This window comes from Microbulbifer sp. GL-2 (assembly GCF_007183175.1).
Taxonomy (GTDB): domain Bacteria; phylum Pseudomonadota; class Gammaproteobacteria; order Pseudomonadales; family Cellvibrionaceae; genus Microbulbifer.
Genome location: NZ_AP019807.1, coordinates 2585693 through 2598512, shown reverse-complemented (window position 1 = coordinate 2598512; position 12820 = coordinate 2585693). Strand labels below are relative to the sequence as shown.

The following is a 12820-nucleotide window of genomic DNA, read 5'->3' as shown; positions in this document are numbered from 1 at the left end:
GCCGTGTGAGCAAATTACTACACGGTCTGGGTGACTTTTTTCAGTCCCGCAGGTTCGTCCGGATTAATTCCCCGACTGACAGCCACGTGGGCCACATCAATATAAAAGCGTTGCAGTAATGCCAGTGGTGCGACCCTTGGGTGCACCCCCTTGCTCGGCACATGTAAATTAATCAGGGCGCCTCCCCGGCGCACGATGTCATCAATCTGTTCGCTATGGCAGTAAAAAGATTCATCTTCAATAGGAACATTCACCACCGTCAACCTGTCTTCCACCAGAGTGACCGGACCGTGCAAAAACTCAGCACTGGAAAAGGATTCTGCGTGAATATTGCACACCTCTTTCAGCTTCAGAGCCAGCTCACGGGTAATGCCATAACCGGGCCCACGCCCGAGCACCACCAGGTTTTGTACCGCAGCCAGGTCTTCAGGTCGCAGCTGGATATCTGCCTGCACCGCAGTCTCCAGGGTCTCCGGTAATCTCTCCAAGGCCTGTTTGAGCGCCTTATCCTCTGTCCAAAAGGCCACCAATTGCAAAACCGCAGACAGGGTTGCCAGATAACTCTTGGTAGCCGCCACTGCATTTTCAGGACCCGCTTTTAAAGGAATAACCTGGTCGACAACGCCCTTAATCGGAGCTTGCTCATCGTTTACCAGAGCCACGGTATAGGCACCGCACTCCTTTGCCATGCGCGCCTGGGCAAGGATATCCGGGCTGCGCCCGGACTGGGAAATCACCAGCACCAGGGCTCCCTCCAATTTCAGTCTGCGCCCATAGACGCTGGAAACTGAAGGTGCCGCCGCAAAAGTCGGCGTGCCTGTTTCAATCTCAATCAGGTATTTGGCAAAAACCCCTGCGTGATCAGATGAACCACGCCCCACAATCATGACAAAGCGCGGGGGCTGCGCACGTAGTCGCTCCCCCAGGCGAGTCATGATTGCCGCATTATTTTGCAACTGCTCGGCAATCCTGGCCGGAGCCTCCCGGGCCTCAGCTTCCATAATGGTGGTGGCCATGCCGCCCTCCACTCGCAATGAAGATTTTTGTACAGCCCCACCCCCGATGTTGACCGGGGCCTAAAATGGAACTGCAATAATTAGTCTATGTGCTGCTCTCTCACAGACCATACCCAATTAGCACTATGATTTGCCATTGGTATATCTCTCTGCCAATCAAATGAGGGCCTCACTGCTGCTAAAATGTATAAAGCGCCATACAACAGCCCAATGCCCATCATCTATGCTTGGAGTTGACCCATCGGCAGCAGCCGAACAATTTCCATAGGAAAGAGTCGATGGCAAAGCCAGCTGGTACGCCAATAACGTATTTCTGGCGCAGTGTTGCGCTAATTGTCACCCTTCTATTGCTCAGTAGCTGCTCCAGTATTCAATTTGTCTACAACAATGTGGACTACTGGATACGCTGGAAAGCCAACGACTATGTCAGTCTGGACCGAACCCAGAAAGGCGAATTGCGAGCTGCATTACAAAGTTTTTTCCGCTGGCATCGACAGACACAGCTACCCCGTTACGCCGATTTCCTTACCCAGTTGGCAGACCGGGTTGACGAGGGTGGACTGGAAAACCCTCAGCTGGAACCTATTGAAAGACAGGTTGAGCACTTCCTGAATTCTGCTAGCGAAAATGTTTACAACTTGCTGTTACCAATAGCTGCACAATTGAGTGAGGAGCAGATTGATGAACTACAGAGTAATCTCCTGAAAAAGGATCAAAAAAGCCTGAGAAAGTGGCAAAGGTCCCCAGAGAAAATTCAACGTAAGCGGGATAAACAAATCCGCAAGGAGAGTGTACGCTGGCTCGGTAGCCTCACCGAAGAACAAAAAAACCTGATTGCCGCCATGGTATCCAAAATGGAATACAACCCCCTGCTACGCAGTGAGCAGAGACTGCTCTGGCAGGCAAAAGCCATGGAACTGTTGCGCACAAAACCTGAGGGGTATCTGGATAAGCTTCGTAGCCTGTTAGTTAGCCCAGAGCAGCTCTGGTCCCCTCAATACCGCCAGGCGCAGGAGAAACGCAAGCAACAGGCGCGAGATTTAGCCAAACAAATACTATCCAGCACCAGCCCAGCCCAGCGACACCACCTGAGTAAAACGCTGCGTGAATACGCCCAGGACTTCCGCACCCTCGCCAGCCAGTAACATCACATCCAAAAGAGCAAGCCAGAATCTTTAACTACAAATAGATGCATTAGAAACTATCAATCCCAGACATCAACAGGGCTGACGAAGCCACACACAGGCTGCTAAGCTCGCCTATTCCAATGACCAGCCAGGGGAAATCTTGTGCATATCGAATCCGCCAATAGTGCCCAACTAGCGGAGTGGGAGAAGGAATTAAGCGCCCATTATGAGCGTATCTGCCAACATGAACTGAGTTTGGATATTACCCGTGGAAAACCTTCGGCGGAGCAATTAAATTTATCCGATAAACTCGACGGCATCCTCGCTACTGATTACCGCGCTGCCGATGGCACAGATACACGCAATTACGGAGGCCTCATCGGCCTTACCTGTGCCCGGGAACTGGGCGCGGATATGTTGCAGGTACCCACAGATGAGGTCATTGCCGGCAGCAACAGCTCTCTCACCCTGATGTACCATGCAGTAGTAACTGGTTATTTGTTCGGTTTTGCCGGCAATCCCCCCTGGAGGGAATTAAAAGCGCCCAAATTTCTCTGCCCGGTTCCCGGCTACGACCGTCACTTCACCATCTGCGAGCAGTTTGACATTGGCATGATCAATATTCCCATGAGGGGAGATGGTCCCGATATGGATGCTGTGGAAAAGCACATCAAAGAAGACAGCGATATTATTGGCATCTGGTGTGTTCCCAAATATTCCAACCCCACCGGTGACACTTACAGTGGCGAAACTGTCGAGCGCCTGGCGCAATTGGGACAAATTGCCAATCCGGGTTTCCGTATATTCTGGGACAATGCCTATTCGGTTCACGACCTCGGCCACTATGTGAGCTTGCCCAGCATCCGCTCGGCCACCCTGGAAAACGATACCATTGATTCTGTCCTGCAATTCGCTTCTACCTCCAAGGTTACCCATGCAGGGTCAGGGATCGCTTTTGTCAGTGCCAGCAGCGCCAACCTTGACTCCCTAAAGCATCAGATGAAGGCCATGACCATCGGTCCGGACAAGGTAAATCAGCTGCGTCACTCCCGTTTTTTTACTGAGTTCACCACTTTAAAAAATCACATGCACAAACATGCTGATATTCTCAAACCCAAGTTCGATTGTGTTTTGGAGCATCTGCAAAATGGTCTGGGGGATTCCGACCTGGGACAGTGGGATAAACCCGAGGGTGGTTACTTTGTCTCTTTCAACACCCGCCCCGGCTGCGCTAAAGCCGTAGTAAAACTGGCAGCGGATGCCGGAGTAAAGCTCACACCGGCCGGAGCTACTTTCCCCTATGGCAAGGACCCTGAGGACAGTAATATCCGTATTGCTCCGAGTTTCCCCCCCCTTGAGGAACTGGATACAGCCATGGCCATATTTGTGCTCTGCGTCAAACTGGCAAGTATCCGGAACCGCCTGCAAGAAACAGGATAACCCTAAAATTTTGCACGGAGAATCCGATGAATCAAAGCGGCCAATTCGGCCGCTTTTTATTCCTGGTGAAAATGGCCGGCCAAATACCGTCTGGCAAATTTTTCGTCGGCGAGATGGAGATCAACGACCACCAGGCCATCGACGGAATCACAGAAATCCGGATCAATATTAAAAGCGTGGAAAGTGGTACCTCCTGGCTTGGTCAGGGATGCATACTTTTTAAAAAGTGGCGGAAGCACCACACCCTCCTCGCGCAGCACCTGTTTTAGCTGGAGCATATCAGAAACTGAATCCCCGCAAAGTAGTGGCAGGGATTCAGCAGCCTGAAGGAAAGGCAAACGTGCATCACCCAAGGAATTTTCCGGAGCAAAATAGTGAGAAAAATAGCGTACTATCGCTGACTTGGCCCGTACAGAGAAAGTCCCCGGCATAGATACCGGCCCAAACAGGTAGCGTACTTTATTCCGTAAAACCCACTGACCAATGGCCGCCCAGAGTAAATCCAGCCCTCGCCCACGCCAATATTCGGGCAACAGGAAACTTCGCCCGAGTTCCGCAGACGCGGGTAAACACTGACCAGGAGGACTTGGGTAATTAAATAAAGTCCCACTGTAAATTTCATCCTCGCCTAAAGCCTCTGTAGTCGCCAGACGATAGGCCCCGGCAATCACTTGGCGCTCACGATCCCATAATAATAAGTGCTCATAGTGGGCATCAAAGGCATCCCAGTCACGGCTCAGCCCGGTCCCTTCCCCCACTGCACGAAAAGCCACCTCTCGTACTCTCGCTAACTCACGCATCACCGGACAATCAGCTCTCTGGCGGTAAAGACGCACTGAGAATGCACCCTGTGCTGTCAACACCTCGCAATTCTCAATAACACTTGCCACTTCAGGCCGGGGTTCTGCAGCAGCTATTAATTCGGGGCCAAGAGCTGCTGGTGAGCGCTGCAACTTATACACATGTTTGCGCCAAAGAGCAGCCTGAGCACGCGGAGTCAATGGCCAGCTACGGAAATGTTCCGCCTCAAGTGGACGGCCAATTCGGATATCAATACCGCGACTGGACTGCTTGAACATTTCCCGAATTAACCAAAGTGTCGACAGGGGTTTATTCAGCATCGATAACCCGTAGAACCACCAGGAATTTCTACCTAGAACCTGCACAGGGAGAATTGGCGCATTCGCTTTTTCTGCAAAGCGGACAAACCCTGGATTCCATCGACCATCGCGCACTCCGTGGGGACTAAAGCGCGATACTTCCCCGGCGGGGAAAATAATAATGGCACCATCCTGCCCCAGGTGATCGTAAATTCCCTCAACATCCGTGCGGCGAGTGCGTCCTTGAAAATTATCCACAGGTAAGAAATGTGGGCGTAGAGGTTTGATATTCCAAAGTAACTGACTGGCAACAGCGCGTACATCCTTACGCACCCTGGTCACCATATCAATCAGCGCGAGCCCATCGAGACTGCCGAGAGGGTGATTGGAAACAATAACCAATGGTCCGCTGACAGGTATTCTTTCCAGCTCCGAGGGATTCAACTCATAACGAAAATTCAGCTCGGTAAATAACTGGCGAATAAAGTCAATTCCACCCAAGTGCGGATAGCGCCGTCCAAACTCCAGAATTCGCTCTTCACAGCAAATTTTTTTCAAGGTGGCGGAGACGATTTTACGAGTGGTTTTCTGCGGTGCCGCACTATACCAGGGGTTTCTTTGCAATAGTGTTTCCAATTGGATCATGCTGCCACCACCTCTGTCATTATGCTGGCAATTTTCGGTGCTCTGTACCAATGCAATAGCTCCAGGCTGCCGTCCTGCTGCTCCACTATCGCGCTCATGGAATCAACCCAATCTCCACAGTTGGCGTAAGTCACAGTGCCACTCCCGATCTCTTTTTGCCACAATGCAGGGCGGTGGATATGCCCGCAAACAATGCCATCCACCGCCTTTCCTATCGCCGCTTTTACAGCGATATTTTCAAAGTCACCCATCATTTGCCGGGCTGCGCCAACCCTGTTTTTTACTTGGCTGGCCAGGGACCACCAGGGTTTATCAAAACGGCTACGCCAATAGTTGATCCAGCGATTAAAGCGCAACATCAAGTAGTAACTGCGATCACCGATGTGGTAGCTGACTGGATGCACTTTTATATGGTGCTCAAATTGATCCCCATGGGTGGTCCAATAGCGGCGGCCATCAGAAGCTGTGTGTATCCAGTCTCGCTCAATACGAATATTGCCAAGACGCTTACCGGCCCAGCTGCGCATAGGGGCATCGTGATTCCCAGGGATATAAATCACTTCCTGTGCCAGGGAACTTAACTCGGAAAGCATTTCCAGCAGCATGGATGATGCTTGGCACCAGGTCCCTCGCCCCTTGGACAGAGCATGCATATCAAAAATATCGCCCACTAGATAAACCGTATCGGCGCGGTTCTGCGCCAGGAAATCGGCCAGCCGATGGGGCTCACTATCTCTACTACCCAAATGGACATCGGATATCCACAGTGCGCGGTAGCGATTGCTCATAGCAATATTCCAGACTTTGACCAGCTGTTAGCTGCGATGAGTTACTTTGCCGACATAAGGGAAATCAATTGCAGCTCACGCAGTGCCACACAGCCAGGAAAAAACAAGGGTTTACAAGCTGCGATCACACAGACATTGATATATGTGTTGATCGCCTGGGCAATCACTTTGCAGCGATTTGATGACAGTCAGGAGGATTTTTATTGAAGCTTATATTGCAGCGGAAAGGAAAAAACTGCGGAGGTTTTAATGTTCAGACCAGCGGGGCAATCGCCCGCCAGCCCGCAACCAGGGAGGAAGAGAATTACTCGGTATCCTGGGGATGCCTGATAGGAGGAGCAAAAGGGAACTTCGCTACCTTGTCACCCTTAACTTCGACTATCTTGCCGGTTCCCTCTTTCTCTACTTCATCTATGCGCACAATACTATGCATGGGAATGTAGGAACGGGTTACCGAAGCAAACTCGTTTTTCAGCTTTTCTTCACTGGGGTCCACAACCAATTGGGCCTTTTCCCCGAATACGAACTCCTCGACTTCGATAAAGCCGTACATATCGCTTTGATAAATAGCCCGGGCATAGAGTTCATACACCTGGTTTTGGTTGTGGAAAATCACTTTATATATCGGGTTGGCCATAAGTCTCTCAGGATGGGGAATACCCCGAAGCTCAAAATTGATCAGAAAGCGGGCAAAGCCCGAAAAAGCGCGCAAGAATAGCACAGGTTCTCAACCGCTAATATAGCCATCTATGCAGTACCGGGTCCTGTCGTTATAATGCCCCACCCGTTTAATTGACCAGTTTTTAACCAGGCACGATATGTCCGATACACCGGCTAAAAAGCTATACATCAAAACCCACGGCTGCCAAATGAATGAGTACGATTCCGCCAGGATGCGCGATCTGCTCGGCGAGTCCCACGCCATGGTACCCACCGACGACCCTGAAGATGCAGACGTGCTACTGGTCAACACCTGTTCTATTCGCGAGAAGGCTCAGGAAAAACTATTCCACCAACTCGGCCGCTGGAGACGCCTTAAGGAGAAGAATCCCGATCTGGTTATCGGCGTCGGTGGCTGTGTAGCCAGCCAGGAGGGCGAAGCCATCGCTAAGCGCGCTCCTTACGTTGACCTGATTTTTGGCCCTCAGACCCTGCACCGCCTGCCGGAGATGATGGAAACCAAGGAACAGAAAAACGGCGTAGTCGTCGTGGATATCAGCTTCCCGGAAATCGAGAAATTTGACCGACTGCCCCAGCCCGAAGCCGACGGTGCCACTGCCTTCGTCTCTATTATGGAAGGTTGTTCCAAGTACTGCACCTTCTGTGTTGTGCCTTACACTCGCGGGGAGGAAGTGAGCCGCCCCGTTGCCGATGTACTGGAAGAGGTTGCCCACCTGGCCGGCCAGGGGGTGCGAGAGGTAAACCTGCTGGGCCAGAATGTAAACGCCTACCGCGCAGCTGGCGAAGACGGCCACGAGGTGGATTTTGCTGAACTAATCACCTATGTGGCGGCAATCGACGGGATAGATCGTATCCGCTATACCACATCCCACCCGGTTGAGTTCTCCGACGCCCTGATTGATGTTTACGCAGAGGTGCCGGAACTCGTCAGCCATCTCCATTTGCCAGTACAGAGCGGCTCAGATCGTATCCTGATGGCAATGAAGCGCGGCCATACAGCGCTGGAGTACAAATCAAAGATCCGCCGTCTGAAAAAAATACGCCCGGATATCTGCCTCTCCTCCGACTTTATCATCGGCTTTCCTGGCGAGACCGACAGGGACTTCGAGGCCACTATGAACCTGATCCAGGAAGTGGGCTTCGATGTTTCATTCAGTTTTATTTACTCGCCACGCCCTGGGACACCGGCGGCAGACCTGCCCGACGACACCCCGGAGGAAGTGAAGAAACAACGCCTGCAGCTGCTCCAGAACCGTATCAACCAGCAAGCCGCAGCGATTGCCCGACGCATGGTGGGTAACACCGAGCGGGTCCTGGTGACCGGTGTATCAAAGAAAGACCCCGGGCAGCTTCAGGGCCGAACCGAAAATAACCGGGTAGTCAACTTCCGCGCCGATGACCTGGCATTGATCGGTAAGTTTGCCGATGTGGTAATTGAAGAGGCCCTACCCAACTCATTGCGCGGCATCCTGGTCACCTCAGAATTAGAAGAAGACCTTTTCTAATAGCCCGCAAGACTGCCCTCCCACCGGCAAGATATGCTTCTAAAGCACATCTTGCCGCCAAATTGACCTAGTAAACCCTATGAAATTACAAGGTGTAATTAAAATCGGGTAAAGTTAGAACCTATTGGTAGCACTCAAGACTTTCCCATATAGGGAAAATGGGTATACCCTAGCAGTGAACCCTACAAATTAAGGTGCCGGAAACCAATTTGGAAACGCATACCCTAGCTCACAACATCACCCTTGAGCCCAACGACGCCCGCCGTCTCGCAAATCTTTGCGGCCAATTTGACCAACATCTACGCCAAATCGAACAGCGACTGGATATTGAGATCCGCAACCGCGGTAACCAGTTTGCCATCTATGGCGAGTCCAAATCGGCCAGGGCTGCAGGTGAGCTGCTGAGCTTCCTCTACAAGGAAACCGACTCTCAGGATCACCTGACGCCCGATGAAATTCACCTGGCCCTGCAGCAGTCAGGTGTCGAGGAGCTGCTCAACAAGGGCGACAAGGAAGATTCTTCAGAGGCCGACCAAGTAGTCTTAATCCGCACCAAGAAGTGCTCCGTGCGTCCCCGTGGACTGAACCAGCGCAAATATGTGCATGCGGTTCAATCCAACGATATCAATTTCGGAATAGGCCCGGCGGGCACAGGCAAGACTTACCTGGCAGTGGCCTGCGCGGTCGAGGCTCTGCTCAAGGATCAGGTTGAGCGTATCCTGCTAGTGCGACCAGCTGTAGAAGCCGGGGAAAAACTGGGTTTTCTGCCCGGTGACTTGAGCCAGAAGGTGGATCCCTACTTGCGCCCTCTGTACGACGCTCTCTACGAGATGCTCGGCTTTGAGACGGTCGGCAAGCTAATCGAGCGCAATGTGATCGAAGTAGCTCCTCTAGCCTATATGCGCGGCCGCACCCTGAATAACGCTTTTGTCATTCTCGACGAGAGCCAGAACACCACACGTGAACAGATGAAGATGTTCCTGACGCGTATCGGTTTCGGCTCAACCGCAGTGATCACTGGCGACCCCAGCCAGGTAGACCTGCCCCGTGGCCAGGCTTCAGGCCTGCGCCACTCTGTTGAGGTGCTCAAAAAGGTTAACGGCATCAGCTTTACCCACTTTGGCGCTAAAGATGTTGTGCGTCACCCCCTGGTACAGCGCATTGTGGAGGCTTACGATATCCACGAGGCCGACCGGGAAATAGATGTTCCCAGCAAGGCTGGCGAAAATGCAGCCTGAGGCTCCGCTGTACACCTATGATTGATTTAACTCTGGATGTGCAGCGGGCTAGCCGCTGTACATACCTACCCTCCGATGACGACATCCGCTCCTGGGTTATCGCAGCATTGCCCGCTCATCGCAAAGAGGTCGAACTCGCTGTGCGTATTGTCGATGAAGACGAGAGCCAGCAGCTCAACCACCAGTACCGAGGCAAAGACAAGCCGACCAATGTTCTGTCCTTTCATACGGACTTTCCGGCGGAGCTGAATCTTCCCCTGCTGGGAGACCTTGTGATCTGTGCGCCAATTGTACAAATGGAAGCGGATCAACAGGGCAAATCGCTTCCCGCGCACTGGGCACATATGCTGGTCCATGGCACACTGCATCTTCTGGGCTATGACCATATCGACGACGCCGAGGCCGAGGTTATGGAACAGCTGGAGACAAAACTGTTGGCACAGCTGGGCTTTGCCGATCCCTATACACCTTTGGAGGAGGCAGGGTGACCCCCCGCCCCCCCACTTACCGATTAACTGAAATTGATTAGCAAGAGACGAGAGATACCCGGAGCATGGCCACTTCCATGACCACAGACGAGCCCCCAAGTAGTCACTCTTCAAGTAAACCCCGATCGAGTGAAAAAAACTGGCTGGAAAAGCTGTTCAGCGCGTTTTCCGCTGAACCAAAATCCCGCGATGAGCTGCTGGATATCATTAAAGACGCGGCTGACAACCAACTGGTAGACGCTGAGGCACTGTCCATCATCGAAGGTGCCCTGGATGTTTCCAGCCAGCAAGTACGGGAGATAATGATCCCCCGCTCGCAAATGGTAGTAGTGGGCCTGGAAGACAAACCCGAAGTATTCCTGCCCAAAATTATCGAATCAGGCCACTCCCGTTTTCCAGTTGTCGGTGAGAGCATCGACGATATCCGTGGAATCCTCCTGGCCAAAGACCTGCTCCCCCTACTCCTCAAGGGTGTCGGCGAATTCCAGCTCGAAGATATTATTCGCCCGGCCAATATCATTCCCGAGAGCAAACGCCTGAATATCCTCCTGCGGGAATTTCGTGAGAACCGCTACCACATGGCAGTGGTTATCGATGAATATGGCGGTGTCTCAGGCGTAGTCACGATTGAAGATATTCTCGAGGAGATTGTCGGTGAGATCGAAGACGAAACCGACGAGGAGGAAGAGGATAGCTTTATCCGCCGGGTTGGAGACAATGACTACATCGTCAAAGCGCTCACTCCGATCGAAGAATTCAATGCATTTTTTGAGTGTGAATTCAGCGATGAAGAATTTGACACTGTTGGTGGTCTAATCATGCAGTCTTTCGGCCATCTGCCCGGTCGAGATGAGGTAACCCGCCTGGGTGACTTTATGTTCCGTGTCCTCTACGCGGATAGCCGGCAGATCCACTTATTGCGCGTGTCTCATATGCACAAGCCGCCGGAAGAGGATTAACCAGAAGCCCCTCACTGAATCTCGTGCAAGGAGCTGATCATCAACAGCGCCCTACACGAGATTTCAGCTGTAAGGGCAGGAAATATCGGATGCACGGCCGCAGTGGTCGGTCATCAATTAAGCGAGTCTATGCGAAGATTACTTTTTCCCCTTGTCAGTGCTGGTGCTGGCGGGCTGATGACACTTTCTCTCGCCCCGTTCAATTACTGGGCCTGCGGTCTGTTGTCCCTTGCCCTGCTCGCCTGGCTATACCTGATGGCCTCCGGAGGAAAAACCCTGCGCGGGCGCACTACCCTGTGGCTGGCGTTTTGTTATGGTCTGGGCCTGTTTACCTCTGGCGGTTCCTGGGTATACATCTCGATCACAAACTTTGGCAATTCATCGGTTCCTCTCGGGCTCGCACTCACCGGCAGTTTTGTCGCCCTGATGGCGATATTGCTGGCCGCCCCCTTTTATTTCCTCGGCCGTTTCACCGATAACAAATTCAGCTTTGCCCTGGCCTTTGCCGCACTCTGGTTTATCAGTGAATGGTTCCGCAGCTGGATATTCACCGGCTTCCCCTGGCTCTTCTCCGGCTATGCACACCTGGAGACCTGGCTGTCGGGCTGGGCTCCAATAGTGAGTGTTTACGGTATCGGTTTGTTGCTAGCCTTTAGCGCAGCGGTACTCGCCCTCGCTGCCAGCGGTCGCCTGACACCACTTAAACAGCGCAGCCATATCGCTCTACTCAGTGTGGCCCTGTTCCCCTGGCCCATCGGCGCCGCCCTCGCCAATGTGGAGTGGACTCACGCCGAGGGTAAAATTATTACAGTGGGACTGGTACAGGCGAATATTCCACAGGAAAAAAAATGGCTACCGGAATTTCGCGGCGAAACTATCAGCCGATACCAGGATGGCACCCGCGCCCTGAGTGACAAGGATGTAGACGTGATCATCTGGCCGGAAGCAGCACTGCCGATGCTCTACGGCCAGGCTCCCAACCTGATGCGGGCACTGCAGCGCAATGCGGAAAAAACCGGGGTCGACCTGATCAGTGGAATTCTCTACGACATCCGTGATCCCAATGGGGGCAGCGGTGTTGTGCACAATTCGGCCGCGGTATATGGCCGAAGCCCCAGCGTTTACCACAAGCGCCATCTGGTGCCCTTCGGCGAGTATGTTCCCCTGGAGGATTTCATTCGCGGTACCATCGAATTTTTTAATTTACCAACTTCCTTTATCCGCTCCGGGCCCGAAGAGCAGCGCCCGTTAAACGCGGCAGGGGCCAGCTGGGCGCCGCTGATCTGTTACGAGATCGTCTACCCGCGCCTGGTTTCCAACAGCGCGCTCTCAGCTCAGGTGCTTCTCACAATCAGCAACGATGCCTGGTTTGGGGAATCCATAGGGCCACTGCAGCATATGCAGATGGCACAGATGCGCGCCCTGGAAACCGGCCGCTACCTCGTGCGAGGAACAAATACCGGGGTAACCGCGATCGTCGATCCGCGCGGACGTATCCTCAAGCAACTCCCGCAATTCGAGCAGGCCAATATGACTGGCGACATTCGTGCAATGCGAGGCTCGACCCCATTTATGCTGGCCGGTATCTCCATCGTATTTGCCCTGGCTCTGCCGATGCTGGCCCTGGCAGCTATTCTGCGTCGTAAAAGGGCCGACAAGACCGGCAACCCAGCCACTGGCGAAGTCACAACCAATAAGTAGCCCTCGCCCCTAGAATTCTTAGCCCCGGTTTAACATCGGGGCAGGAACAACTTCAGCCCGCCAGGTACAGGCCCCGATAGGGCCTGGCTGCTATGCTGCAAGCAAATTACCGGTAAATTCTTGGCAGGGATG

General features: G+C 52.9%; 11 protein-coding genes. 7 read left to right on the top strand and 4 right to left on the bottom strand.

Annotation, left to right across the window (positions count from 1 at the left end; genetic code table 11):
- Positions 1–17 precede the first annotated feature (17 nt).
- Positions 18–1016 carry a glucosamine-6-phosphate deaminase NagB-II gene (gene nagB-II / locus GL2_RS11275; RefSeq protein WP_143730747.1) on the bottom strand — a complete coding sequence of 333 codons (999 nt, stop codon included), beginning with the start codon at positions 1014–1016 and terminating at the stop codon, positions 18–20.
- Positions 1017–1294: 278 nt separating this feature from the next.
- Here nagB-II and GL2_RS11270 point away from each other — a divergent pair, with 278 nt between their 5' ends.
- Together GL2_RS11270 and GL2_RS11265 are read left to right on the top strand one after the other, a co-directional pair.
- Positions 1295–2161: a DUF6279 family lipoprotein gene (locus GL2_RS11270; RefSeq protein WP_143730746.1), complete on the top strand. Its 867-nt coding sequence runs from the start codon at positions 1295–1297 to the stop codon at positions 2159–2161.
- Between the two features lie 144 nt (positions 2162–2305).
- Positions 2306–3583, top strand: coding sequence for an aminotransferase class I/II-fold pyridoxal phosphate-dependent enzyme (locus GL2_RS11265; RefSeq protein ID WP_143730745.1), 1278 nt, complete (start codon positions 2306–2308; stop codon positions 3581–3583).
- 56 nt (positions 3584–3639) lie between these two features.
- Here GL2_RS11265 and GL2_RS11260 read toward each other — a convergent pair whose 3' ends face one another.
- The 3 genes from GL2_RS11260 to GL2_RS11250 form a co-directional block, all read right to left on the bottom strand.
- Positions 3640–5328 carry a lysophospholipid acyltransferase family protein gene (locus GL2_RS11260; protein WP_143730744.1) on the bottom strand — a complete coding sequence of 563 codons (1689 nt, stop codon included), beginning with the start codon at positions 5326–5328 and terminating at the stop codon, positions 3640–3642.
- Positions 5325–6116, bottom strand: coding sequence for a UDP-2,3-diacylglucosamine diphosphatase (locus tag GL2_RS11255; RefSeq protein ID WP_143730743.1), 792 nt, complete (start codon positions 6114–6116; stop codon positions 5325–5327). Before GL2_RS11255 ends, GL2_RS11260 begins: the two co-directional genes overlap by 4 nt.
- 304 nt (positions 6117–6420) lie before the next feature.
- On the bottom strand, positions 6421–6753 hold the full coding sequence (locus GL2_RS11250; RefSeq protein ID WP_172621124.1) for a DUF1820 family protein: 333 nt from the start codon (positions 6751–6753) through the stop codon (positions 6421–6423).
- Between the two features lie 181 nt (positions 6754–6934).
- On the opposite strand from GL2_RS11250, the gene miaB reads away from it, so the two are divergent.
- The 5 genes from miaB (at position 6935) to lnt (ending at position 12688) form a co-directional block, all read left to right on the top strand.
- On the top strand, positions 6935–8302 hold the full coding sequence (gene miaB, locus GL2_RS11245) for a tRNA (N6-isopentenyl adenosine(37)-C2)-methylthiotransferase MiaB (protein ID WP_143730742.1): 1368 nt from the start codon (positions 6935–6937) through the stop codon (positions 8300–8302).
- Between the two features lie 209 nt (positions 8303–8511).
- The gene (locus tag GL2_RS11240; protein ID WP_143730741.1) at positions 8512–9540 is read left to right on the top strand and encodes a PhoH family protein; all 1029 of its coding nucleotides are present in this window, start codon (positions 8512–8514) and stop codon (positions 9538–9540) included.
- 17 nt (positions 9541–9557) lie between these two features.
- A complete protein-coding gene (gene ybeY / locus GL2_RS11235; protein WP_143730740.1) occupies positions 9558–10028 on the top strand; it encodes an rRNA maturation RNase YbeY in 471 nt (156 codons plus the stop codon).
- Positions 10029–10093: 65 nt separating this feature from the next.
- Positions 10094–10987 carry an HlyC/CorC family transporter gene (locus GL2_RS11230; protein WP_370452056.1) on the top strand — a complete coding sequence of 298 codons (894 nt, stop codon included), beginning with the start codon at positions 10094–10096 and terminating at the stop codon, positions 10985–10987.
- 129 nt (positions 10988–11116) lie between these two features.
- Positions 11117–12688: an apolipoprotein N-acyltransferase gene (gene lnt / locus GL2_RS11225; RefSeq protein ID WP_143730739.1), complete on the top strand. Its 1572-nt coding sequence runs from the start codon at positions 11117–11119 to the stop codon at positions 12686–12688.
- Positions 12689–12820 lie beyond the last annotated feature (132 nt).

What these genes read in the sequence shown, in the direction of transcription:
- nagB-II (WP_143730747.1), bottom strand. Translation starts at nt 1,016, where the DNA reads ATGGCCACCACCATTATGGAAGCTGAGGCCCGGGAGGCTCCGGCCAGG.
- GL2_RS11270 (WP_143730746.1), top strand. Translation starts at nt 1,295, where the DNA reads ATGGCAAAGCCAGCTGGTACGCCAATAACGTATTTCTGGCGCAGTGTT.
- GL2_RS11260 (WP_143730744.1), bottom strand. Translation starts at nt 5,328, where the DNA reads ATGATCCAATTGGAAACACTATTGCAAAGAAACCCCTGGTATAGTGCG.
- GL2_RS11255 (WP_143730743.1), bottom strand. Translation starts at nt 6,116, where the DNA reads ATGAGCAATCGCTACCGCGCACTGTGGATATCCGATGTCCATTTGGGT.
- GL2_RS11250 (WP_172621124.1), bottom strand. Translation starts at nt 6,753, where the DNA reads ATGGCCAACCCGATATATAAAGTGATTTTCCACAACCAAAACCAGGTG.
- miaB (WP_143730742.1), top strand. Translation starts at nt 6,935, where the DNA reads ATGTCCGATACACCGGCTAAAAAGCTATACATCAAAACCCACGGCTGC.
- ybeY (WP_143730740.1), top strand. Translation starts at nt 9,558, where the DNA reads ATGATTGATTTAACTCTGGATGTGCAGCGGGCTAGCCGCTGTACATAC.
- GL2_RS11230 (WP_370452056.1), top strand. Translation starts at nt 10,094, where the DNA reads ATGGCCACTTCCATGACCACAGACGAGCCCCCAAGTAGTCACTCTTCA.
- lnt (WP_143730739.1), top strand. Translation starts at nt 11,117, where the DNA reads ATGCGAAGATTACTTTTTCCCCTTGTCAGTGCTGGTGCTGGCGGGCTG.